Here is a 23,635-nt window from a genome sequence, read left to right on the forward strand (position 1 = left end):
TAGGTTAAGATTCTTCGACTATAATTCCAAAAAATTCTCTGAAGGATTCGGAAACAATGTTCGGACGCAAAGAACTCAAAAACTACAACGCTACTCCCGAAGAGCTCGCAAGCTACGCATGGGCCAAAATGACAACCAACAAAGGGGTTATGTGGCTCAAACTCTACAATGACGAAACCCCCAATACCGTCGCCAACTTCGCCGCACTCGTAAATGACGGGTTTTACAACGGTCTCAACTTCCACCGCGTCATCCCCGGTTTCATGGCTCAGGGCGGATGCCCCCACGGTACGGGAACGGGCGGCCCGGGATGGGCCATTCCGTGCGAAACGGCCCTTAACAAACACCGCCACGTCAAAGGTGCCCTCTCCATGGCGCACGCCGGTCCAAACACCGGCGGAAGCCAGTTTTTCATCTGCTTCGTCAACTGCCCGCATCTGGACGGCGTACACACCGTTTTCGGCGGAATCGAAGCCGACGACGCCGAATCGATGGCGGTACTGGACAGTATCCAGATGCGCGACACCATCGAATCGGTTGAAATTCTCGCCGCACGCGGCTAACCGATGCTCGTCCATATCTGCTGCAGCGTCGATTCCCACTTCTTTATCGAGAAACTGCAGCAGGAATTCCCCGACGAAAAACTCGTCGGGTTCTTCTATGACCCCAATATCCATCCCTACAGTGAATACCGCCTCCGTCTCCTCGATGTCGAGCGCAGCTGTAAAAAACTGGGCATTGAGCTGATCGAAGGACCCTACGATTTCGAGAACTGGATGGACGCCGTACGCGGCCTGGAAAACGAACCCGAGAAAGGGGCGCGATGCGAGGTATGCTTTGATAAACGGTTCGAAGTGAGCGCGCACAAAGCGCTCGAATTGGGAGAAAAGACGATGACGACCACTCTCCTCGTCAGCCCCAAAAAATCCCAGGAGCAGCTCATCCGAAGCGGTGCAGCCTTCGAAGCGTCCCACGGCGTCCGCTTCGTCGCGTTCGATTACCGCAAAAACAACGGCACCGCCGACCAGGGACGGGTCAGCCGCGAACAGCAGCTCTATCGCCAGGATTACTGCGGCTGCCTTTTCGGACTCTCCATGCAACGGGATCAGCAGCAGCGGCTCATGGACGAGATGTTCTCTCCCCTCACCCGCCAGGTTCTCCCCGCATCGATCGAAGAACGCCTTGCAATGTACGCCCGCCGGATGGAACTCGAAGCTTCCGGCATCCCCTACCGGATCGTCAAAGAGCGGTTTCTCAACTACCGTCTCCTTCGTGCATCGCTGCGGATCGGGGGAGAGGTCGTCCCCTCCCATCCCCTGTTTTATTCGACCATCAGCCGCACGACGACCGAGGGTAAAATCGACTTCGAAATGAACGGGCAGTATTTCCTCAACCGCGAAGAGGTACGCTTTATCACCCTCGACACCTTCAATGCTCTTACGTCATCCGGCTACGCAAACACGCAACGGCTTATGTTCGACGCACCGCCGGTCGAAACCGAAATTTCGCTGCGCACGCTCCTGCTCGGAAGTCCTTACGATACGTCCGCCCTGATCGTCGTCGATTCGATCCCGACCGCCAAAGTCTCCCTTTGGCTCGAAACAAAGACATATACGGACACGCGGGAAAAACTCATAATCAATAATTAACCATTTTTGCGATAAACTAGGACGATTTTTTTACCCGAGGTATTTAACAGTATGATAGATGTCGTCCAGATTCAAAAAATTTTGCCCCACCGGTTCCCCTTCCTCCTCGTCGACCGCGTCACCGACCTGACCCCCAACGAAACTCTCGTCGGCTACAAAAACGTCACCATCGGCGAACAGATTTTCGAAGGACACTTTCCGGGCCACCCGATCTATCCGGGCGTCATGATTCTCGAAGGCATGGCTCAGGCCGGCGGTATCCTCGCATTCCAGAGCATGGACATGACCGAAGAGGAAGCGGCACAGAAAGTCGTCTACTTCATGAGTATCGACGGAGCCAAATTCCGTTCCCCCGTCCGCCCGGGTGACCGTCTCGAATACCGCATGAGCGTTGTCAAGCACAAAGGTTCGATCTGGGTTCTCAAAGGAGAAGCCTACGTTGACGACACTCTCGTCTCCGAAGCCGAACTCAAAGCCATGATCGTAGACAAGTAGGCCTTATGAGTCTGATTTCTCCACACGCCATCATCGAAGAGGGAGCCCAGATCGGTCCTGACGTCGAAATCGGCGCTTTTTGCTTCATCTCGGGCAAAGCCAAAATCGGCAGAGGGACCCGCATTGCGCAGGGTGCGTGCATCTACGGCAACACCACGATCGGTGAATACAACGAAATTTTCTCCCACGCGGTTCTGGGGTCCATTCCACAGGATCTCAAATACGCGGGCGAAGAGGTCGAACTCATCATCGGCGACCGCAACAAAATCCGGGAGTTCACCCTTTTTAACCCCGGCACCGCCGGAGGGGGCGGGAAAACCGTCGTCGGGAACGACAACCTTTTCATGGGATACGTCCACTTGGGGCACGACGTCATCATCGGCAATCACTGCATCCTCGCCAACGCCGCGACGCTCGCCGGACACGTCGAAATGGGGAATTACGCCGTCATCGGTGGAATGACCCCCGTCCACCAGTTCGTCAAAATCGGCGATTATGCCATGATCGCGGGAGCCTCGGCCCTCTCGCAGGATGTCCCTCCCTATTGTCTGGCGGAAGGGAACCGCGCCGTTTTGCGCGGGTTGAATCTCAACGGCCTTCGCCGGCACATCGAGCGCGAGCACATCGACGCGCTGCGTGCGGCCTACCGCGAGCTGTTCGAATCGGGCAAACCGCTCCAGGAAGTCGCCGCGGCACTCGCCGAAAGCACCTCCAGCGAGTACGTCAAAAACATGTGCGCGTTTATCATCAACACCAAACGGGGTATCCCGTTTGAAAGGAAAGAGTCATGATCCATCGCCACTGCAGCTTCTGCGAAGCGCAAGAGAGCGACCACAACCCGCTGATCGCCGGCAACAACGTTTACATCTGCAAAAACTGCGTTTTCTCGGCTTATAAAATCATGTTCGGCGACCATGACGAGCAAAGTAGCGAAAAAGTCGAACACATCCCGACCGAACTGCTGACTCCCAAAGAGCTCAACGCTTTCCTGGGACAGTACATCATCGGCCAGGAACGGGCGCGCAAGCTCCTCTCCGTCGCCGTTTACAACCATTACAAGCGGATTTTCAAGCACTCGGCAATCGAAGACGAAACCGAAATCGCCAAATCCAACGTCCTTTTGATCGGACCGACCGGAAGCGGCAAAACGCTGATGGCCCAGACGATCGCACGGGTGCTCAACGTCCCGATCGCGATTGCCGACGCCACGAGCCTGACCGAAGCGGGATACGTCGGCGAGGACGTCGAGAACATCCTCACCAAGCTGCTGCAGGCGGCGGAGGGCGACGTCGAGCGCGCCCAGCAGGGGATCGTTTTTATCGATGAAATCGACAAGATTTCACGCATGAGCGAAAACCGATCGATCACCCGTGACGTATCGGGCGAAGGGGTCCAGCAGGCGCTGCTCAAAATCATCGAAGGTGCCGTCGTCAATATCCCTCCCAAAGGGGGACGCAAACATCCCAACCAGGATTTCATCCAGATCGATACGTCGGGGATCCTTTTCATCTGCGGCGGGGCGTTTGACGGCCTGGGGCAGATCCTGGAACGCAAACAGGGGAAAAACGTCATGGGATTCGGTCAGGAAAAACGCTCCTCGGCCGATATGGACGACAGTTTCGAAAACGTCGAACCCGACGATCTGGTCAGCTACGGCCTCATCCCCGAGCTGATCGGACGTCTGCCGATCATCGCGTCGCTGAATAAAATCACCGAAGACGAGATGGTCCGCATCCTCACGGAACCCAAAAACTCGCTGGTCAAGCAGTACACCAAGCTCTTCGCCATCGACAACGTCGAGCTTTCGTTCGAACCCGACGCCCTCAAAGCGATCGCCGCAAAAGCGCTCGCACGCAAAACCGGGGCCCGGGGACTTCGCGCCATCATGGAAGAGATTATGGGCGACACCATGTACGAGCTCCCCGAATACAGCGGATACGAGGTGCTCATTACCAAAGAGGTGGTCGAATCACAGACCCAGCCGGTTTACATCAAAAAATCGAATCAAAAAAGCGCATAGGACAGAGAATGCTATTCAACAAACTTATCGGAATGTTTTCAAATGACCTCTCCATCGACTTGGGGACTGCTAATACGCTCGTCATTTCCAAAGGACGCGGAATCATCATCAACGAACCCTCCGTCGTTGCGGTAAAAACCGAAAAATACGGTCAGCAAAAAGTTCTCGCCGTCGGGCGCGAAGCCAAAGAGATGGTCGGGAAAACTCCCGGGAATATCAAAGCGATCCGTCCGATGAAAGACGGGGTCATCGCCGACTTCGACATGACCGAAAAAATGATCCGTAAATTCATCGAAAAAGCGCACGGCCGCAGCAGCCTCATCAGTCCGCGCATCATCATCTGCGTCCCTTACGGTCTGACGCAGGTCGAGCGTAAAGCGGTCCGCGAATCGGCCATGAGCGCCGGTGCACGCGAAGTGTATCTGATCGACGAACCGATGGCCGCCGCGATCGGAGCGGGGATCGACATCCGCGAACCCAAAGGGAACATCGTCGTCGACATCGGCGGAGGGACGACCGAAATCGGCGTTATCTCGCTGGGCGGCCTCGTCCTGTGCCGCTCGATCCGTATCGCGGGAGACAAAATCGACCGCGCCATCATGGATTACGTCAAACGCAAATACAACCTCCTCATCGGTGAGCGTATTGCCGAAGACATCAAGATCAATATCGGTACGGCAATGCCGCTGCATCAGGAACTCAAAATGATCATCAACGGCCGCGACCAGGTCGAAGGGCTTCTGACGTCGATCGAACTGACCAGCGAAGATGCCCGCGAAGCGATGCGCGAGCCGCTCAAAGAGATCCTTGAAGCGGTACGTGACGTGTTGGAGAACATGCCGCCCGATCTTGCCGGGGACATCGTCAACAACGGGGTCATCCTCACCGGCGGCGGCGCATTGATCCGCCAGCTTGACAAATACATTTCCGAAATCATCAAAATCCCGGTATACGTCGCCGACGAGCCTCTGCTGTGCGTCGCCCGCGGTACCGGACGCGCACTCGAGGAGATCGACCAACTCCACGAACTGTTCGATAATGAATAAACAAAAGCTGAGTCTCATTCTCCTGCTGGCCCTCGCGGTCGGCGGAGCCCTGTACTTTACCGGACTGCTCCAATCCCCGATTCTCCGCCTGACATCCGCTCTCAAACTTTCCTATCATCAAGGAACCGAAAACGTCGCGCACGCGATCGAGGAACATTTCGACCAGCAACGCACGATTATGGACCTGCGGGAGAAAAACCGCTTTTACGAGACGGAACTCCTTTCGCTGCACCAGGTGGCGGACGAATACCAAAAACTCCTCATTGAGCACAACAGTACGATGCAAACCGACGCAAACGTATCCCTCGTCCGCGCCCTTTCGTACGTCCGCTTCGGCGATCCGCATAAACTCTGGATCGAAATGAGCGGGTTCAATCCCCGCTCGGTCTACGGGCTTTTGTACCGGGGTTACGCGGCGGGGATCGTCGTCTCGAACAACGGACGGGCGATGGCTTTGCTCAACGGCGACGCGAAAAGCTCCTATGCCGTAAACGTCGGTGCCAACATGGCCCCCGGCATCGTCCGGGGGAACAACAGCAAGCGGCTGATCGTCGAATTCATCCCGACATGGATCCCCATCGCGGTAGGCGACGAAGTGTTGACGTCGGGTCTTGACAAAATTTTCCTTGCGGGGCTCAAAGTCGGGAAAGTCGTCTCGATTTCCAAAGCGCAAGGGTACCAGAGCGCCGTCGTCGAACCCTACTTTTACGGCAAGAATCCCGCCTATTTTCACGTCATCACGAAGGTCAGATAATCCGATTTTAAGTGCCTTTGCCCTATAATATACAAATTTTTTGTATGAGGGGTCTCAATGCCAAAACGCGACGACATCAAAACGATATTACTCATCGGATCAGGCCCGATCGTCATCGGTCAAGCCTGCGAATTCGACTATTCCGGAACACAGGCGGTTAAAACGCTCAAAGAGCTCGGATACCGCGTCGTTTTGATCAACTCCAATCCGGCAACCATTATGACCGACCCCGAATTTGCCGACCGTACCTACATCGAACCGATCAAACCCGAAATCATCGCCGAAATCATCAAAAAAGAGAACGTCGACGCGATCCTGCCGACGATGGGAGGACAAACCGCCCTCAACGCAGCGATGCAGATGTATGAGAAAGGGATGCTCGAGGGGATCGAATTCCTCGGTGCGAACCCCGCGGCGATCAAAAAAGGAGAAGACCGCCAGGCATTCAAAGAGGCGATGATCAAAATCGGAATGGACCTCCCGATCTCCCGTTACGCCTACAACATGGATGAAGCGCTCGCGGCGGCCGAAGCGATCGGGTTCCCGATCATCATCCGCGCTTCCTACACCCTTGCGGGGGGCGGAAGCGGCGTCGCCTACAACATTGACGAATTCAAGATCCTCGCACAGCGCGGTCTGGACGAATCGCCCATCACCGAAATCCTGATCGAGGAATCGCTTCTGGGGTGGAAAGAGTACGAGATGGAGGTTATCCGCGACCGTAACGACAACTGCATCATCGTCTGTTCGATCGAAAACCTCGATCCCATGGGCGTCCACACGGGGGACTCGATCACGATCGCCCCGGCACTCACCCTCACCGACAAAGAATATCAGCGGATGCGCGACGCGAGCTTCGCGATCCTGCGTGAAATCGGCGTCGATACGGGCGGATCAAACGTCCAGTTCTCCGTCAACCCCAAAACGGGGCGCATGATCGTCATCGAAATGAACCCCCGCGTATCGCGCTCCTCGGCGCTCGCTTCCAAAGCGACGGGCTACCCGATCGCGAAAGTCGCGACGCTGCTGGCCGTCGGGTTCACCCTTGATGAGATTACCAACGATATTACCGGCACCCCCGCGGCGTTCGAACCGGTCATCGACTACATCGTCACCAAACTTCCCCGTTTCACTTTCGAAAAATTCCCCGAAGCCGAGTCGACGCTGACGACGAGCATGAAATCGGTCGGAGAAGCAATGGCCATCGGGCGCACCTTCAAAGAGTCGGTCCAAAAAGCTCTCTGTTCTCTTGAGACCGGGCTGTGCGGCTTTGATCCGATCAGTGCCGATCCCGAATTCATCAAACACGAAATCCGCCGCCCCAACGCCGAGCGGATCCTCTACGTCGCGCAGGGCTTCCGTATGGGACTCAGCGTCGAAGAGATCTTCGAACTTTCCAAAATCGATCCATGGTTCCTGAACCAGATCGAAGAGATCGTCGCTCAGGAGGCGAACGTAACGGTTGCCACCCTCTCTGATGAAGCACAGCTTCGCCGGTTGAAAACCGAAGGTTTTTCGGACAAGATGATTGCGAAACTGATTGCCCAAAACGGCGGAAGCGCGACGGAACTCGACGTCTACAACGCCCGAAAAGCGCTTGGAATCGCTTTTGAGTACAACGAAGTCGATACGTGTGCGGCCGAATTCGGTTCGCTGACGCCGTATCTGTATTCGACCACCAACATCACCCGCCTGGGCCTCCAGGCTCCCCGGGCAAGCGACAAGAAAAAAGTGATGATCCTCGGAGGCGGACCGAACCGCATCGGGCAGGGAATCGAATTCGACTATTGCTGCGTCCACGCCTCGTTCGCTCTCAAAGAGATGGGGATCGAGACGATCATGGTCAACTGTAATCCCGAAACCGTCTCAACCGATTACGATACCTCCGACGTCCTCTACTTCGAACCGATCGATTTTGAGCACGTCCGCTCCATCGTCGAGGCGGAACAGCCCGATGGGATCATCGTCCATTTCGGCGGTCAGACGCCGCTCAAACTCGCCAACTCTCTCCACGCCATCGGCGCCAAAATCGCCGGAACCTCCGCTGAAGTGATCGACCTGGCGGAAAACCGCGAGAAATTCTCGGCTTTCGTCGTCGAAAAAGGGCTCAAACAGCCCGAAAACGGCCTTTCAATGACGAAAGAAGGGGCGTTTGAAATCGCCCAGCGGCTGGGCTATCCCGTCCTCGTCCGCCCTTCTTACGTTCTGGGAGGACGCGCGATGCGGATCGTCTACAACGAAGACGAGCTGCGCACCTACATGGACGTCGCCGTATCGGTCAGTAACGACTCTCCCGTTCTCGTCGACAAATTCCTCGATCAGGCGGTCGAACTCGACGTCGATGCGATCAGCGACGGTACCGAGGTCTACATCGGTTCGGTCATGCAACACATCGAAGAAGCCGGTATCCATTCGGGCGACAGCGCGTGTTCGCTTCCCCCGGTAGGACTCACCCCCGAGCTCAAAGCGCAGGTTGAAGCGCAGACCAAAACGATCGCCCTCGGACTCGGCGTCATCGGTCTTCTCAATATCCAGTACGCGATCTATCAAAACGAAATCTACCTGATCGAAGTCAACCCGCGTGCTTCACGTACGGTTCCTTTCGTCTCCAAAGCGACGGGAATGCCGCTGGCGAAAGTCGCGACGCGGGTCATGATGGGTGAAAAACTCCGCGACGCCCTCAAATACTACGACCATTACAACATCGTCATGGAAGAGAACGGATTGCTCAAACCGCGCCTCAAAGGGCACGTTGCGATCAAAGAGGCGGTTTTCCCGTTCAACAAACTCTACGGTGCCGACCTCGTCCTCTCTCCGGAGATGAAATCAACCGGGGAAGTCATGGGGATCAGCGCCAACTTCGGTGTCAGTTTTGCCAAAAGCCAGCTCGCGGCGGGCAATAAAATCCCGACGTCGGGCACCTGCTTTTTATCGTTCATCGACAGTGACAAGAAACACGCGCCCGAAATCGCCCGCGGCCTTCACCGGCAGGGGTTCCGACTGATCGCGACGCGTGGAACCCAAAAGATCATCGAAGCTGCGGGAATTCCGTGCGAAGCGGTTCTCAAAATCTCCGAAGGGCGTCCGAACATCGAAGACGTCATGAAAAACGGGGAGATCGCCCTGGCGATTAATACCTCCGACAACCAAACGGCCAAAAAAGACGCCGAGCAGATCCGTCAGATCGTCCTGCGTATGGGGATCCCCTATTTCACCACCCTCAGCGCGGCACGCGCGGCCATCGAAGCGATGGGACACATGAGCGACGAGAGCTGGATGTCTCCCAACGCGCTTCAAGACTACCTCCGCTCGTAACATGAGCGTCTATCTCGCGCAAACCGACACGACCGTCGGTTTTCTCTCCCAGAATTCCGAGCGCCTTTTTGAAGCCAAAGGGCGCGATCAGAACAAACCGTTTTTAAAAGTCTTCTGCGAGCTGCGTGTTCTCCGGGCGCAATTACGCGTTCCGCTCTTTCACCGACGGCGTGTCCGCCACGCGCGAAAAACCACTTTCATCGTCAAAAACCAGGCGTTCCGCTACGTTACCGACGCCGAACATGCCCGGCTAATCGATCGGCACGGATGGTTTTATTCCACTTCGGCCAATGCCAGCGGGGCTTCGTTCGATCCCGATTTTTGCCGGTCGAGAGCCGACCGGATCGTCGAAGACGCACGGGGTTTAAGCGAACAGCCTTCCTCAAAAATTTACCGTTTGGGCCGCAACCGGCTCAGGCGGATACGATAACCATAACACAGGAGTAACCATGAAACACGTATTGAATGCCAAATCCGCTTTTCTGGGCTCATTCGGGCTCATCCTCGTCAATGCCCTCACCGGATGCCAAAGCGCTCCCGAAGAACAGAGTGCGACAGAGCAGGCGCAGGCCCAGAACAAGTTCCTCGTCGTCGAACAGCTTACCAACGGAAAATACGTCATCGTCGAAGAGATGCCGACAGAGGGACCCAGCCGCGCGATCATCCGTGAAACGGACGAAAACGGCACCGTCCACGAACGCGTCCTCACCGAAGCGGAGATGAAAACGCTGGCCGATCAGGAATACAAAAAAATGGAAGCCGGACAATCCGAGCTCAATGCCGAGCCCTCAGGCGAAGGGATGGGGCTGGCCGGAACGATCCTCGCCGCAGCCGGGGGGGCGTTGCTTGGGAACATGATCGGAAACGCCCTGATGAATAACGCGAACGTCCGCAAACATCAGGACATGTCGAACCGTTCGGGCTATTACCGCTCGACGTCGGGCGCTGCCCCGACCTCGACCGGATCGACTCAGAAAAAAAGTTACTTCGGCAATACCGCCTCTTCGTCGACGACTTCCAGCAGCAGCTACGGAGGCTGAGGGTATGGTTACACTCGAAAAAGTCACCCCCATCGACGACCGGGTCCTGGAGCAGATCGGTTTTCACTGGCATACCGACGCTGAGGCGGGCAAATACGTCGCCGATGAGCTCGTGGTCGTGACCGACGCCGAAGCCGAAGCCTACTACGAAGCGGCCAACGAGCTCTACGACATGTACGCGACCGCCGCGCAACACGTCATCGACAATAACCTGTTTTTCGAACTCGGAATCCCCTTCAATCTGGTCGAAACGATCAAGAAAAGCTGGGAGAACGACGTTCACTGGCATCTCTACGGGCGCTTCGACCTCGCCGGGGGAATCGGCGGGGCACCGATCAAACTGATCGAGTTCAACGCCGATACCCCGACCGCCCTATTCGAAACGGCGATCATCCAATGGGCGATCCTCAAACACAACCGCATGAACGAAGAACGGCAGTTTAACAACGTTTATGCGGCCATCAGCGACAATTTCCGCCGCCTCGTCACCCTGTTCGACGACCCCGCGCTGTTCGAACGTCATTACGAAGGGTGGCAAATCCTCTTTAGCGCGATGAGCGGCAATATCGAGGAAGAGCAGACGGTCAGGCTACTGCAGCAGATGGCGATCGATGCGGGATTCGCAACCGGATTCGAACCGCTCGGCGGCGTCAAATTCGACGACGAGGGAATCTACGACAGCACCGAAACCCCTTATGAGTATTGGTTCAAACTGTTTCCGTGGGAAGACATCGCCATCGAAGAGCCCGAACTCGCGACCCAGCTTCAGACAATCATGCTCAACCAAAAGGCGATTATCCTCAATCCCGCCTATACCCTGCTGTTCCAATCGAAAGGGATGATGAAAATCCTGTGCGACCTCTTCCCCGATTCGCCGTACCTTCTCAAAACTTCCTTCGAACCGCTCAAGGGAGTTCCGTACGTCGAGAAACGGATGTTCGGGCGCGAGGGAGCGAACGTCAAAATCCTTGATATCTCCGGAAACGTTACCGCTTCCCATGACGGTCCCTACGCCAATTTCAAACCGATCTACCAAGAATACGTCGAATTCCCCCGCGATACGCGGGGGAACGCCTACCAGGCGGGAGTGTTCTTCGCGTACGAGGCGTGCGGCCTCGGGTTCCGCCGAGGGGGAGACATTCTGGACAACCTCTCCAAATTCGTGGGACACGTCCTGCGATGATCGTCTGCGCCTGCCGAAGCGTCACGCTCGAAGAGATCATCGAAGCGATGGAACGCCACGGCAACGACGCAGAAACGATCCAAAGCATCACCTGCGTCGGGCAGGGATGCACCGAATGCCTCGACCCCGCCTGCAGCGACGTCGATCTCCCTTTCCCCTATGCGCTCCTGAACGCCGAAGCAATCCTGAAAAGGTCCTGACCCCTATCGAACCTCTTTGCGGTTCATGCGCGCCTGCACGTCGTTTGAAATATTCATCAGCGCAAACGTCACGATAAAGATCATCAGCCCCGGAAAGAAACTCACCCACCACGCGATGTCGATCACCTCTTTGCCCGTACTGAGGATACTCCCCCAGCTCATCTGCGGCGGCGTGATCCCCAGTCCCAGAAACGACAATCCCGATTCGGCCAGGATCGCCCCCCCTACCCCGAACGTAAAACTGACCAGAACGATCGGTGAAAGCAGCGGGGCATAATATTTCAATATGATCCTGAGCGGGTTGACCCCCGCGATGCGTAAAATGCGGATAAACGGTTTTGAGGAGATCGCGAAACTCTCCGAACGGATCAGTCGCGCGGTGCTCATCCATCCCGTTACCGAAATGATCACGATCAGCACCCAGATCGACGCGTTGACGTAGCTGACCAGTGTCAGCAGCAAAAACAGGGTCGGAAACGTCAGGAACAAATCGACGACGACAATAAAAAGCTTGTCGAACCCGCCCCGCAACAGTGCGGCGCTTACCCCGTACATCAGCCCGATAAAAGTCGAAAAAAGAGCGCTCCCCAGGCCGATCAGCAGCGAGACCTGCCCACCCTCCATCAAGCGCGCGAGCATGTCCCGCCCCAAACGGTCGGTGCCGAACCAGTAGGCCGACGAGGGGGGAAGGAGAATGGCATTCGGATTGAAATACTGCGGATCGACCGTATAGAAAAAAGGGCCGAGAAAAGAAAAAAGGATGACCCCCGCGAGGGAGACCATGCTAAAGAGGGGCATTACTGCTTCAGCCCCAGAAGCGTCTGCATCATCTGATCGATCGTCGTAATGACTTTCGCGGCGGCGCCGTAAGAGGTCTGGTAGCGGATGAGATTGGCCATCTCTTCGTCGATGCTCACTTTGGAGATCGAGTCGTGTTCTTGTTTAATCGCATTGAATTGCGCCGTAATCGTATCATTGCCAAGAATAACGGAATTCGTCATGGTGCCGACTGTCGTTGCGGTCGAATCGTAAAACCCGTATATCGTGTCGATGGTTGCGTTCGAACGGTGCAAAAAGCTGACTTTGGTAAACTGCAATTCGACCATCCCCAGTGCGGTTCCGGCATTCCCGTCTACAGGAGCCTTAAATCCCCGTATATTGCTAACGTCAGTTTTAATGTCCATGTTCAGATCGATATTTTTGGCACTGTCGCCGTCGAAGAAACGGCTCAGCCCCAATACCCCGGCAAAATTGGTGCCGTTGTCTTCGATCGCAAATGTATACCCCTGCTCCGCCAGACCGCTACCCGATATAAAATCGATCCGCAGAATGTTGTCTGCCGTCCCGAACTGTGTCAAGAGCATATCATCGATGTCGTTCAGCGCATTTCCATCACCCGTATCGTCCTGAACCGCATTGAGCTGCCCTACGATACTGTTTGCCGGAGGAGCCGGCATCGAACCCATCACCGTCGCATCGTCGATCGTGATCGTACGACGGGCCGCAACATTTCCGTTAATATCGTATACGACGATGTCGAAAGTACCGGCACTGAAATTTTTTCCCGTCGTCAACAGCGTGTGCGTATCCGTATACGGCTGCGGTGTCGACTGCATCGACGAAGTTGCACTCTGCGCGTACAGGTTGTTCGTCGCTTCAATCAATCCTGCGGCAAGAGTATCGAGATTGTCGATCGTCTCTTGTAAAAAGCCGTTTTCAAACTCGCCGTCATCTCCGATGATGGAGCCGCGCAGCTCGAGTAGAGCACCGATTTTTCCGCCCCGGACATCCTGGGCAAAAGGCATCTGCACTCCGTCTTGACGTTCATAATAGAGCGTATTGAACCCTTTGGCGCTGCTGGCGCTTTCAATACCGATCGGATGGAAGTTCGAACCGTCGACGATGTTGAAACCGCCCACAAGGATCGTGTAATTCCCCTCTTCTACCGCGATATCGCTATCTACGGCGTTGTTGGTCTTGGCACCTTGCACGACCGTTTTCGCCCCCATCAGTTCAGAGAGGGTCATCTCCAACTGACTGCGCTGGTCTCTAAGGTCGTTGGCGTTGTTGATCCCGCCGGCTTCGGCTTCGTTGATCGATTTGTTCAGTCCCGCAATTTTTTCGGCAATGCGGTTGACCTCTTCCACATTGATTTTGATCTGATCGTTCACCGAACTCTGCAGTGCGGCAATTTGATCGCGTGTCTGACTGATATGTTGCGTCATCGTTTGCGCCTGCTGCGCCAATGCCACTTTCAACGCACTGTTGCCGGGGTTGTTGGCCAATGCCTGCCATCCGTTGAAATAGTTCTGAAGGTCCGCTTTGATCCCGATGTTGTCAATGTCGGGAAAATAGGTGGAGAGTTCTTCGAGATGCTTTTTCATCGTATCCGAATAGGCTTTGGATTGTGCCGTATTGGAATAACGGTTATACACAAACGAATCGAAGATACGGACGATTTCGGTGATTTGAGTCCCGTTCCCGCGCTGTCCCGGATCGACGCTGACGGGAAACGCGGTCGACGTCACCACCCGCTGGCGGGAATACCCTTCGGTTTCGGCGTTGGAAATATTGTGACCAGTCGTATCGATCCCGATCTGGGCGGCATTAAGACCGCTGTAACCGATATGAAGGGCATTGAAGATGGAAGCCATTTTACGCTCTCACTTCCAAAAATGACGCGTCGGCGGACGCGACTTTCTGATACCCATCCATCTGTGTCGGTACGACACGTTCAAGAAGGGTATTGTAAAAAGCCCCGACGCTTAAAACCATTTTCGCGTAGCGGTGATTGACCTCGCGAAGTTTCGCGAGATTCTCTTTCAGAAGATCAAGAAGCTGATGTTGTTCGTCATCGAGGAGTTCGAAAAGCGCTTTGGAAGGTTGGGCGGTCATCAATTTCGAAATTTCACGATCGATCATCGCTTTTTTGTTTTCGAAACTTTTGATTTTTTCTTCTTTGATCGCCAAACGTTCAAACTGTGTATTATGCTTGGCCTCTTTGATATCGGCAATGTCTTCTTCTGACAATGCGATAAGGGCTTCCAGTTCTTTGATAGCGCTTTTCAACTGATACGACAACATCATAAACTCCTGTTTGTTTAAGTCAGCTCTTGCGCGATGCGCTTCGCCAACGCTTCGATATCGACACGGTATTCGCCTTTTTCGATCGAAGACTTGATCTCTTCGATCCGGCTGGTGTCACCTTGTTTGGAAACCGACTGAGAGGATTTTTCCTGTTCTTTCGGCTTAAGCGACGTTTCTTGGTAAACGCCTTTCATGATTGAGCTGTTCACACTTGAGATCATGGTGAATCCTTCTGGTTTGTCCGTTTATGATGTCTATCTACCATATCGGCAAACACTCCGAAAAATTTAGTTTTTCACCCCTTTTTGACTCAAATGTTCAAACAGCATTTGCGAAAATCCGAACCCTCCCGCACTGGCGTTGGAAAGTTCCTCACGGTACATCGATTTGAAGATTTTGTCTCCCGGATCGTTAGCGCTGAAAAGGTTTTTTTCATCCTTCATCGCTTCATCGAGCAACATCTTCACAATGATCGCTTCGAACTGGTCCGTTTTTTCCTTGAGGATTGCGTCCCCTTCTTTCGTCCCCACGGTCGGGACGGGCTTTTGATACTGTACGTGTGAAACGTCCATCAGATCACCTCCAGGTCTACGGTAATGGCACCGGCGCTTTTCATCGCCTGTAAAATGGCGATCATCTCTTTGGGGGTTGCCCCGAGTTTCTGGAGCGAACGGGCGATATTCGCGACCGTCGTCGTCCCTTTTTCGGTATAGATTTCGTTTTCGTTCAGCCCGATGACAAGGCTTTTATCCATCGCGACGCTTCCGGCAGGCTTGGCCACATTGTCCTGCGAAAGCACTTTGACCGTCATGTCGCCTTGCGTGATGACGACGGGTTTGACTTCGACGTCGACTCCCGCGACGATCGTCCCCGTCCGCTCGTTGATGATGATTTTCTGCTCCTGGGCGTAGTTGACGTCCAGATTCTGCACTTCGGCCAGGAACTCGACCATCGAACGGTTTTTGGGGAGCTGCAGTTTGATCGTGCGGGAATCGAGGGCTGTCGCGACTTCACCCCGATAACGGTCGTTGATCGCGTTTTGGATCGCAACCGCATTCGTAAAATTCGATGTTTTGAGTGAGAGCGTCGCGTTTTGCTGATGGTAAAGGTCCTGCTGGATTTCACGTTCGACAAGCCCGCCGCCGTACACCATGCCGGCGGTCGGATGCGATTCGGAACCCGCACCCCGCTCGTTTTTTCCGCCGATGCTCACCGGTCCCTGCGCAAGTGCGTAGATTTTCCCGTCCACCCCTTTGAGCGGCGTCATCAAAAGCGTCCCCCCCTCCAGGGATTTCGCGTCCCCGATCGAAGAGACAACCACGTCGAATGTATCCCCCTGGCGGGCGAACGGAGCAAATTTGGCCGTGACGACGACGGCGGCGACGTTTTTGGATTTAATGTCGACCGGGTTCATGTCGATGTTCATCGCTTTGAGCATGTTGGCGATCGACTGGAGGGTAAATTTCGAGGTGGTTCCGTCTCCCGTTTTTTTCAGACCGACGACAAGCGAGTATCCGATAATCTGGTTGTCACGCACCCCTACGACATTGGCGAGTTCACCGACCCGGGCGGCCTGCAGTGATGAAAGGAGTAAAAAAAACGCTACGATGACTCTCATGCTTATCCTTTGAAACGTGCAAAGAAAAAGCAAAGTTCATTCCAGTTCTTCGGAAACGGAGGGAAAAGCTCACTCAGGCGTAATAAGTCAGTGACGTTTTCCCAAATTTTTTGCTCTTGAGACGCCGATATTCCCCGATCGTATCGGGAAGTTCCAGCGTACTCATGTGCTCGATGATAAAGAGTTTTGCCAGATGCGGGGGAACCCCGGCGATCAGGTCAAGGGTTTTATCGTAAATCTCTTCCATCCCTTCGCGGTAGGCAAAAGGGGGATCGACATACACAAAAGCGCTTTCGCCGAGGCTTTCGAGCCTTTTTTTCACCTGCGCGATATTCGAAAAGCTGTCTCCCTCGAATACTTCGCAGGCGGCAGGGTCGGTCTGGGCGATATTGTGGCGGAGAGTTTTGATCGCATCGCGGTCTTTTTCCATGAACAGGATCTTTTTCGCCCCGCGGCTGAGCGCTTCAAGCCCCACCGAACCGCTTCCGGAAAATACTTCGACGAGTACGGCGTCGATCACGTCGAACTGGATCGTATTGAAAAACGATTCCAGGACGATCGCTTTGGAACTGCGGGTCGTCTCTTTGGAAGGGAGACGAAGCGTTTTGCCCTTAAATCTCCCCGCGATGATTTTTTTGGTCAGCGGGGGATTATTTTTCATAAAACGCCCGTATCGCCTTGAGGATATTCGCCTGGTATTCGCGGGTCAGTTTTTCGATGTGGCGTTCGAGCACTTCGAAACTGATCGCTTCTTCTTCGCAAGAGGCTGAGGGTTCCGGGACAGCGGGTTCCGCGGAAGAGCGGTGGAGCGATTCAAGTTTGCGCCCCAGCGCGTGGAGAAGCTGCGCTTTCGAAAAGGGTTTGATCAAATCGGCCGATTCGGTCGCACCGATGATAAAAGTGGGGCGGTTCTCGTCGCGAATCTCTTTGTCGCGGATCAGAATATCGCACTGGCGGACCGAACTGAGCTGCCCTTCCAAAAAAAGTTCCAACGAACGCTGCAAAAGCGGCGAATCGCATTGTACGGCTACTTTCACGTTTCCCCTTCCCCTCTTCATAATCGTTGCGCAGAGGTTCTTTCCGCTCTGCCTTGTTCCATTCCCCGTATATTAACATAGTTCGGATGCTTCTCATCGCTATTTTCACCGATTTCTGCTATCATAGGATTATAAAGACAGAGAGAGTTGGGAGTATTTTATTGCGCATTTTTCCTGTGAACATCTCTTGCGGCGCCCGATGCAAAGAGTGGAGCGTCGGAACGATTATTTTTCTTCTCAGTGCCGTCGTATCGGCATTCGTCGTCGTCCATCTCGACCGGATGAGAGTACACGACAAGCTCCACTCTCTTCAGTCCATCACACACGAACATGCTTCCCGCCTGCACAAACACATCGACCAGAGCATGGTGCTCGCGTATCCGATCGCGGCGGCGATCGAAACCGGAATGGACATCAAAAATTTTACGTTCATTGCCGATAAACTGATCGAACACCATCCCCTGATCCATGAAATCGCCCTGGCTCCGGGGGGTACGATTACCCATATCGTTCCGATAAAAGGGAACGAACAAGCGCTCGGGCTCGATTTGCTCAGGCACCCCGAACAAAAAGCCGAAGCGCTGCTGGCGCTCCAAAGCGGCAAACTCACCCTTGCAGGGCCGATTCGCCTGATGCAAGGAGGCGAAGGGGTTGTCGGGAGACTTCCCGTTTTTCTCGGAGAAGATCAAAAGTTCTGGGGATTCGTCCTGACCGTTATCAGCCTGCCCGATCTGCTGGACGTCGTCGAAATGGATGACCTTTCCCGCAGCGGGTACCACTATCGGCTCTCGCGCATTCCACCGGGTTCAGACCGGGTGCAGATCATCGCGGCATCAGGTTCCGCCCCTCTTGATCACCCCATACGTCAACGCATCGCGTTTCCCAACGCCGAATGGACACTCAGCGTAGCACCCGCTGCGGGATGGCACGATCGGGGAACGATCCTTTTTCAAAGCGCCCTTGGATTGTTCATCAGCCTGTTGCTGGGTTATATCGCGAAACAATTCATCGAACTGCGCAATCGGCGCGACACCCTCGAACACCACGTTGCCGAGCGAATAGCCGAAATTTCGCTCACCCGTAAGCGGCTTGAACTGCTGCTGCGTACCATCCCCGATCCGGTATGGCTCAAAGACGCGGAGGGGACTTATCTGCTGTGCAATCCGATGTTTGAACGTTTTTTCGGTGCCAAAGAATCGGAAATCGTCGGCAAAAGCGATTACGATTTCGTCGATCGGGAACTGGCCGACTTTTTCCGGGCCAAAGACCGCCTGGCGATGGAGAAACACGCCCCCAGCGTCAACGAAGAGTGGCTCACTTTTGCCGACGACGGCCATCATGCCCTGATGGAGACGATCAAAACCCCGATGCTCGACGAAACGGGGAACCTCATCGGTATTCTGGGGGTCGCGCGCGACATTACGGAGCGAAAAAACGCCGAAACGCGAATCACGCAACTCAGTCATCTGTATGCGGCCCTCAGCCACTGCAACAAAACGATCGTCCATGCCTCGTCACCCGAGGAGGTGTTTGCCGAAGTGTGCCAAGGGATTGTTTCCGAAAGCGGCATCAGCATGGCCTGGATCGGCCTTATCGACCCGGAAACGGGATTTGTCCGCCCTGCAGCGTCCTATGGCGATACGCTGGGATATCTGCAAGGGATCGAAATTTCGATCCGGGAAGATGCCCCTTCGGGCAAAGGCCCTACCGGCATCGCCATCCGGGAAAACCGCCCTTACTGGTGTGCCGATTTCATGAATGATCCCGCGACGGCTCCGTGGCATGAGCGCGGCGAAGCGGTCGGATGGAAATCCTCCGCCGCGCTGCCGATTCATCTTTACGGCAAGCCCGCAGGTGCGTTCATGGTCTATTCGAACCATCTCGATGCGTTCGACGAACCCAGCCGCGAACTTCTGGTCGAAATGGCGATGGACATCGGGTTTGCGATGGAAAATTTCGACAGGGAAGCCAAACGCAAAGCGGCCGAAGAAGATCTGATCCGTACCGAAAGGCTGCTCGAAGAGATGAGCGAAGCGGCATTGATCGGTGGATGGGAGTACGACGTCAAAACGGGCAAAGGGGCTTGGACCAAAGTGACCGCACGTATCCACGACATGGACCCCGATGCCCCGGCCACCGAAACGGTCGGCTTGAGCGTTTACGAGGGCGAATGGCTCGAAAAAATACAAAATGCCATTCATACCGCGATAACCCGAGCCCTCCCTTATGATGTGATACTCCATATGACCACCCCCGCGGGGAACAAAAAATGGGTCCGTGCGATCGGTATCCCCGTGATCGAAAACGGTGAGGTGGTCCGCCTCAGAGGATCGATGCAGGACATCACGGCGCAAAAAACGACGGAAGAAAAAGTCCACTGGCTCGCCCATTTCGACTCTCTTACAGGGCTTCCGAACCGAACCCTGCTCAACGACCGCCTCAATTACGCCATCCGGATCGCCTACCGCAACCACACGTCGGTTGCACTCCTCTATCTCGATCTCGACCATTTCAAAAACATCAACGAAAACCTCGGCCACCACATCGGCGACGAACTGCTCGTCCAGGTGGCCTTGCGGATCCAGTCGATGATCCGCGAATCCGATACCCTCTCACGTCAGGGAGGGGACGAGTTTATGATCCTCCTCTCGGGCATCGATGCCGAGGGGACCGCGAATGTCGCCGAAAAGCTGATCGAAAGCATTTCGCAGCCCTACCAGATCCAGAATTACGAACTTACGATCACGCCCTCCATCGGAATCGCCCTCTACCCCGGTGACGGTACGAACTTCACCACTCTCTCACAGGCGGCGGATGCGGCGATGTTCCGGGCCAAGCATAACGGCCGAAACCGCTATTGCTTTTTTGCCCCCGAGATGCAGGCCCGTTCGGCCCGCAACCTCGAAATCGAAAACGCTCTTCGGCACGCGATCGCGCGCGGTCAACTCCATATCCACTACCAGCCGCAAATCTCTTTGAGCGACGGAAAACTGATCGGCACCGAAGCGCTGCTGCGATGGACCCATCCCGAACTCGGGGCCGTTTCTCCCGATGAATTCATCCCCGTCGCCGAAGAGAGCGGACAGATCGTCGCCATCGGAGACTGGGTATTGCGCCATGCGCTTGGACAGCTCAGAGCCTGGATCGACGCGGGTGCCGAACCGTTCATTATGGCCGTCAACCTTTCCGCCATCCAGTTTCGCAACCCCCAGCTCACCCAAAGGGTTTTGGAGATTCTCGAAGAGCTGGTCCTCCCCCCCGAACATCTCGAACTTGAGCTGACCGAACGGATCGCCTCGGAAAATCCGCTCGAAGCGATCAACATCATGAATACCCTCTACGATAACGGGATCCGGATGTCGATCGACGATTTCGGAACCGGCTACTCGTCACTGAGCTACCTGAAACAGTTCAAAGCCTATAAACTCAAAATCGACCAGTCATTTATTCACGACGTCGCCCGGAATCCCGAAGACCGTACCATCGTCAACACGATCATCAAAATGGCCCACAGCCTCAACATGAAAACAATTGCCGAAGGGGTCGAAACGGCCGAACAACTGGAGATTTTACGAAGTGCCGGATGCGACGAGGTACAGGGGTACTACTACGAAAAGCCGATCCCCGCAGCGGAATTCGAACAAAAATACGTTCAGTCGTTTCGCAAATAGTGCTCGATGCTGTAGCGAAGATCTTCATCCATATCGTGGAGGGAATCGAGCATCCATTTGAGATAGCCGGGATCTTTGAGGGCGATTTCCTCGATCCGTTTTTTGGCGTATTTTCCGAAAGGGAGACGGTTGAGCAGGACATGAGAGCGTGAAATGTCGATCAGCTTTTGAGGGTCGGCGAGGTCCAGCAGATACGTGTAGAGCATCCGAACGTGAAGCGCATCGCTCAAAGGTCGGTGGGGAGATACCGTAACGCCCTCGGCGGCAAAAAACGCCTCTTCCTCCCGATAGAGCCGTAATTCGTATCGCAGAAACTGCAAAGCATATCCCTCCAGATCGTCCATCAGCGCTTTGGCGCATTTGAGGGTATCGACCACCTCGCCTTGCCATTCGATCCCCTCTTTGGAGAGCATGGCAAGATCAAACGGCGCATTGTGCGACACGAGCGTGTTGGCAGCGAGGTTGAGCCGTTTGAGGATTGCGCAGCTTTGCGAACGGGAAAACGGGGGGGCATCCGCAACCATCTCATTCGTGATCTGATGCACCGCCGAGGCCGAGGGCGGTATCTTTTTCCCCGGGTGGATGAACTCTTCATGCAGCTGCTCTTCCCACACGATCCCGACGGCGCAGATGCGGTCTTGAACATCGGTCCCGGTGGTTTCGGTGTCGAAAAAGATCAGCATGTTTCAGAGCCGGAAATTTCGCCGATCCGCCCCATCAGCTTATAATAGTGTTCAAGCGTACGGAAGCTTTTCTCGAAACGCCATCCCAGCACGAACGCAATGATCTCTTTTTTCCGTTCTTCGGAAAGTTTTTCGACCCGCCCGTAGTAGGCGAGCGAAATATTTTTGTTTTTGACTTTCGCCTCTTTGTCGTAGACGATCCCGATGATCTGGGCGTATTTCCCCTCTTTGAGCGTTCCGAGGTCCTCATCGGCAAGCGAGATCCCCGAGAGATTGATCGCTTTAAAATCGAAAAGCTCGTCGAAACGGAGAACTTTTGCGTCGATTCCCAAAACGGCATAGAGCCGATCGAGTTCTTTGAGGTTTTTTTTGCGTTCCAACTCGTAACTGGAGATCTGTGCGGTCAGGTTTTTGAGACGGTCGAGGGCTGAACTCACATATTCTCCTTGGAACACCGTAAATTTGGATAATTTTAACGAACATTGACTTATAATATCAAACTTTTTTTATATGGGATTTTCATGGACTATTTACGCATTCAAGGCCCCACAAAGCTCCAGGGCACCGTTGTGATCTCCGGCGCGAAAAATGCCGCACTGCCCCTTATCACGCTGGCATTGCTGGCACACAATAAAGTCACGATGACCAACATGCCCGAAGTCGCGGACATCAAAACGCTGCTCAAACTGCTCCAGAATCTGGGCGCTTCTTGCAACCTGGAAAACCATACCCTCACGATCGACACCTCGACGGTCAACCATACTATGGCCAATTACGACATCGTCAAAACGATGCGCGCGTCAATCCTTGTCCTGGGCCCCCTGCTGGCTCGCTTCGGCCATTGCGAAGTTTCGCTTCCGGGCGGATGCGCCATCGGGCAGCGCCCCATCGACCTGCACCTCAAAGCGCTCGAACAGATGGGAGCGCAAATCACGATCCACGCGGGATACGTCCATGCCGTGGCGCCCGAAGGGCTCAAAGGGGCGCACATCGTATTCGATAAAATCACCGTGACCGGAACGGCCAACATCGTCATGGCCGCAGCACTCGCTCACGGCAAAACGGTGATACAAAACGCCGCGCGCGAACCCGAAGTCGTCCAGCTGTGCGAAATCCTCCGCGACAGCGGAATCGACATTCGCGGTATCGGTACTTCCGAACTGGTGATCATGGGAACCGGGGGGAAAACGATCGACATGATCGATTTCGAAGTGATCCCCGACCGGATCGAAGCGGGGACCTATCTGTGTGCCGCCGCCATCACCGATTCGTCGATCACCCTTGAAAAAGTACGCCCCGACCATCTCGACGCCGTCACCGCAAAACTTGAGCAGATGGGATGCACGTTCGACATCGGCGAAACGACGATGACGATCCATCCTGCCGAAAAACTCAAACCCGTTGATATCATCACCCAGGAATACCCTGCGTTCCCGACCGATATGCAAGCGCAGTTCATGGCCCTCGCCGTCCGTGCCAATGGAGCGAGCACTATCGAAGAGCGCCTGTTTGAAAACCGTTTTATGCACGTCAGTGAATTGCAGCGTCTGGGTTCCGAAATCAAACTCAGCGGCCATACGGCCACGGTTATCGGTCCGTCCGAACTCTTCGGGGCTGACGTGATGGCCACCGACCTTCGCGCCTCCAGTGCCCTCGTCCTGGCCGGAATGGCTGCGGAAGGGACGACCAACGTCCACCGCATCTACCACCTCGACCGCGGATACGAAAACCTCGAACAAAAACTTCGCGCACTCGGCGCGACGATCGACCGCCTCAAAGAATAGAATCGACCGCTTTCCCGCGTTTGCGGGAAACTTCCCCTTCTTTTACTCTCCGC

The 23,635-nt window shown here is 54.8% G+C and carries 24 protein-coding genes; 14 read left to right on the forward strand and 10 right to left on the reverse strand.

Annotated elements, in window-relative coordinates:
* The first annotated feature begins 56 nt into the window (after nucleotides 1-56).
* Genes AB1763_05620 through AB1763_05675 form a run of 12 tightly spaced genes read left to right on the forward strand, consistent with a single transcriptional unit; the run spans nucleotide 57 to nucleotide 11,702 of the window.
* Nucleotides 57-563, forward strand: coding sequence for a peptidylprolyl isomerase (locus AB1763_05620; GenBank protein MEW5832297.1), 507 nt, complete (start codon nucleotides 57-59; stop codon nucleotides 561-563).
* Nucleotides 564-566: 3 nt separating this feature from the next.
* Nucleotides 567-1,649, forward strand: a complete 1,083-nt coding sequence (locus AB1763_05625) for an epoxyqueuosine reductase QueH (protein ID MEW5832298.1) — start codon at nucleotides 567-569, stop codon at nucleotides 1,647-1,649.
* A gap of 51 nt (nucleotides 1,650-1,700) precedes the next feature.
* Nucleotides 1,701-2,144 (forward strand): 3-hydroxyacyl-ACP dehydratase FabZ, encoded by a 444-nt coding sequence (gene fabZ / locus AB1763_05630; GenBank protein ID MEW5832299.1) that lies wholly within the window; start codon nucleotides 1,701-1,703, stop codon nucleotides 2,142-2,144.
* Nucleotides 2,145-2,149: 5 nt separating this feature from the next.
* Nucleotides 2,150-2,935: an acyl-ACP--UDP-N-acetylglucosamine O-acyltransferase gene (gene lpxA / locus AB1763_05635; protein MEW5832300.1), complete on the forward strand. Its 786-nt coding sequence runs from the start codon at nucleotides 2,150-2,152 to the stop codon at nucleotides 2,933-2,935.
* On the forward strand, nucleotides 2,932-4,164 hold the full coding sequence (gene clpX / locus AB1763_05640; GenBank protein ID MEW5832301.1) for an ATP-dependent Clp protease ATP-binding subunit ClpX: 1,233 nt from the start codon (nucleotides 2,932-2,934) through the stop codon (nucleotides 4,162-4,164). The genes lpxA and clpX overlap by 4 nt, the downstream gene beginning before the upstream one ends.
* Before the next feature lie 8 nt (nucleotides 4,165-4,172).
* Nucleotides 4,173-5,210 (forward strand): rod shape-determining protein, encoded by a 1,038-nt coding sequence (locus AB1763_05645; protein MEW5832302.1) that lies wholly within the window; start codon nucleotides 4,173-4,175, stop codon nucleotides 5,208-5,210.
* Nucleotides 5,203-5,964 (forward strand): rod shape-determining protein MreC, encoded by a 762-nt coding sequence (mreC, locus tag AB1763_05650; protein ID MEW5832303.1) that lies wholly within the window; start codon nucleotides 5,203-5,205, stop codon nucleotides 5,962-5,964. The genes AB1763_05645 and mreC overlap by 8 nt, the downstream gene beginning before the upstream one ends.
* 57 nt (nucleotides 5,965-6,021) lie before the next feature.
* Nucleotides 6,022-9,279: a carbamoyl-phosphate synthase large subunit gene (carB, locus tag AB1763_05655; GenBank protein MEW5832304.1), complete on the forward strand. Its 3,258-nt coding sequence runs from the start codon at nucleotides 6,022-6,024 to the stop codon at nucleotides 9,277-9,279.
* A 1-nt stretch (nucleotide 9,280) separates the two neighbouring features.
* Nucleotides 9,281-9,709, forward strand: coding sequence for a hypothetical protein (locus tag AB1763_05660; protein MEW5832305.1), 429 nt, complete (start codon nucleotides 9,281-9,283; stop codon nucleotides 9,707-9,709).
* A gap of 19 nt (nucleotides 9,710-9,728) precedes the next feature.
* Nucleotides 9,729-10,319, forward strand: a complete 591-nt coding sequence (locus tag AB1763_05665) for a hypothetical protein (GenBank protein ID MEW5832306.1) — start codon at nucleotides 9,729-9,731, stop codon at nucleotides 10,317-10,319.
* A gap of 4 nt (nucleotides 10,320-10,323) precedes the next feature.
* Nucleotides 10,324-11,502 carry a glutathionylspermidine synthase family protein gene (locus AB1763_05670; protein ID MEW5832307.1) on the forward strand — a complete coding sequence of 393 codons (1,179 nt, stop codon included), beginning with the start codon at nucleotides 10,324-10,326 and terminating at the stop codon, nucleotides 11,500-11,502.
* Entirely contained in the window at nucleotides 11,499-11,702 is a 204-nt protein-coding gene (locus tag AB1763_05675; protein ID MEW5832308.1) for a (2Fe-2S)-binding protein, read from the forward strand. The genes AB1763_05670 and AB1763_05675 overlap by 4 nt, the downstream gene beginning before the upstream one ends.
* Before the next feature lie 3 nt (nucleotides 11,703-11,705).
* On the opposite strand, the gene AB1763_05680 is transcribed toward AB1763_05675, so the two are convergent.
* From AB1763_05680 to AB1763_05715, 8 genes are all read right to left on the reverse strand, one after another.
* Nucleotides 11,706-12,500, reverse strand: a complete 795-nt coding sequence (locus tag AB1763_05680) for an ABC transporter permease (GenBank protein ID MEW5832309.1) — start codon at nucleotides 12,498-12,500, stop codon at nucleotides 11,706-11,708.
* Nucleotides 12,500-14,356 (reverse strand): flagellar hook-associated protein FlgK, encoded by a 1,857-nt coding sequence (flgK, locus tag AB1763_05685; GenBank protein MEW5832310.1) that lies wholly within the window; start codon nucleotides 14,354-14,356, stop codon nucleotides 12,500-12,502. Before flgK ends, AB1763_05680 begins: the two co-directional genes overlap by 1 nt.
* Before the next feature lies 1 nt (nucleotide 14,357).
* Nucleotides 14,358-14,786, reverse strand: a complete 429-nt coding sequence (locus AB1763_05690; GenBank protein MEW5832311.1) for a hypothetical protein — start codon at nucleotides 14,784-14,786, stop codon at nucleotides 14,358-14,360.
* A gap of 17 nt (nucleotides 14,787-14,803) precedes the next feature.
* Complete coding sequence (locus AB1763_05695) at nucleotides 14,804-15,010, reverse strand: flagellar biosynthesis anti-sigma factor FlgM (GenBank protein ID MEW5832312.1); 207 nt, start codon at nucleotides 15,008-15,010, stop codon at nucleotides 14,804-14,806.
* A gap of 66 nt (nucleotides 15,011-15,076) precedes the next feature.
* Nucleotides 15,077-15,361, reverse strand: a complete 285-nt coding sequence (locus AB1763_05700) for a rod-binding protein (protein ID MEW5832313.1) — start codon at nucleotides 15,359-15,361, stop codon at nucleotides 15,077-15,079.
* A complete protein-coding gene (locus AB1763_05705; protein MEW5832314.1) occupies nucleotides 15,361-16,407 on the reverse strand; it encodes a flagellar basal body P-ring protein FlgI in 1,047 nt (348 codons plus the stop codon). Before AB1763_05705 ends, AB1763_05700 begins: the two co-directional genes overlap by 1 nt.
* A 73-nt stretch (nucleotides 16,408-16,480) precedes the next feature.
* Nucleotides 16,481-17,068 carry a 16S rRNA (guanine(966)-N(2))-methyltransferase RsmD gene (rsmD, locus tag AB1763_05710; protein MEW5832315.1) on the reverse strand — a complete coding sequence of 196 codons (588 nt, stop codon included), beginning with the start codon at nucleotides 17,066-17,068 and terminating at the stop codon, nucleotides 16,481-16,483.
* A complete protein-coding gene (locus tag AB1763_05715; protein MEW5832316.1) occupies nucleotides 17,058-17,444 on the reverse strand; it encodes a hypothetical protein in 387 nt (128 codons plus the stop codon). The genes rsmD and AB1763_05715 overlap by 11 nt, the downstream gene beginning before the upstream one ends.
* Nucleotides 17,445-17,620: 176 nt before the next feature.
* On the opposite strand from AB1763_05715, the gene AB1763_05720 reads away from it, so the two are divergent.
* The gene (locus AB1763_05720; GenBank protein ID MEW5832317.1) at nucleotides 17,621-21,115 is read left to right on the forward strand and encodes an EAL domain-containing protein; all 3,495 of its coding nucleotides are present in this window, start codon (nucleotides 17,621-17,623) and stop codon (nucleotides 21,113-21,115) included.
* Here AB1763_05720 and AB1763_05725 read toward each other — a convergent pair.
* Complete coding sequence (locus AB1763_05725; protein MEW5832318.1) at nucleotides 21,097-21,798, reverse strand: exonuclease domain-containing protein; 702 nt, start codon at nucleotides 21,796-21,798, stop codon at nucleotides 21,097-21,099. The genes AB1763_05720 and AB1763_05725 overlap by 19 nt on opposite strands.
* Complete coding sequence (locus AB1763_05730; GenBank protein MEW5832319.1) at nucleotides 21,792-22,235, reverse strand: hypothetical protein; 444 nt, start codon at nucleotides 22,233-22,235, stop codon at nucleotides 21,792-21,794. The genes AB1763_05725 and AB1763_05730 overlap by 7 nt, the downstream gene beginning before the upstream one ends.
* Nucleotides 22,236-22,319: 84 nt before the next feature.
* Here AB1763_05730 and murA point away from each other — a divergent pair, with 84 nt between their 5' ends.
* Nucleotides 22,320-23,582, forward strand: a complete 1,263-nt coding sequence (gene murA / locus AB1763_05735) for a UDP-N-acetylglucosamine 1-carboxyvinyltransferase (protein MEW5832320.1) — start codon at nucleotides 22,320-22,322, stop codon at nucleotides 23,580-23,582.
* Nucleotides 23,583-23,635 lie beyond the last annotated feature (53 nt).

The organism is Campylobacterota bacterium (assembly GCA_040752835.1).
GTDB lineage: Bacteria > Campylobacterota > Campylobacteria > Campylobacterales > Sulfurimonadaceae > Sulfuricurvum.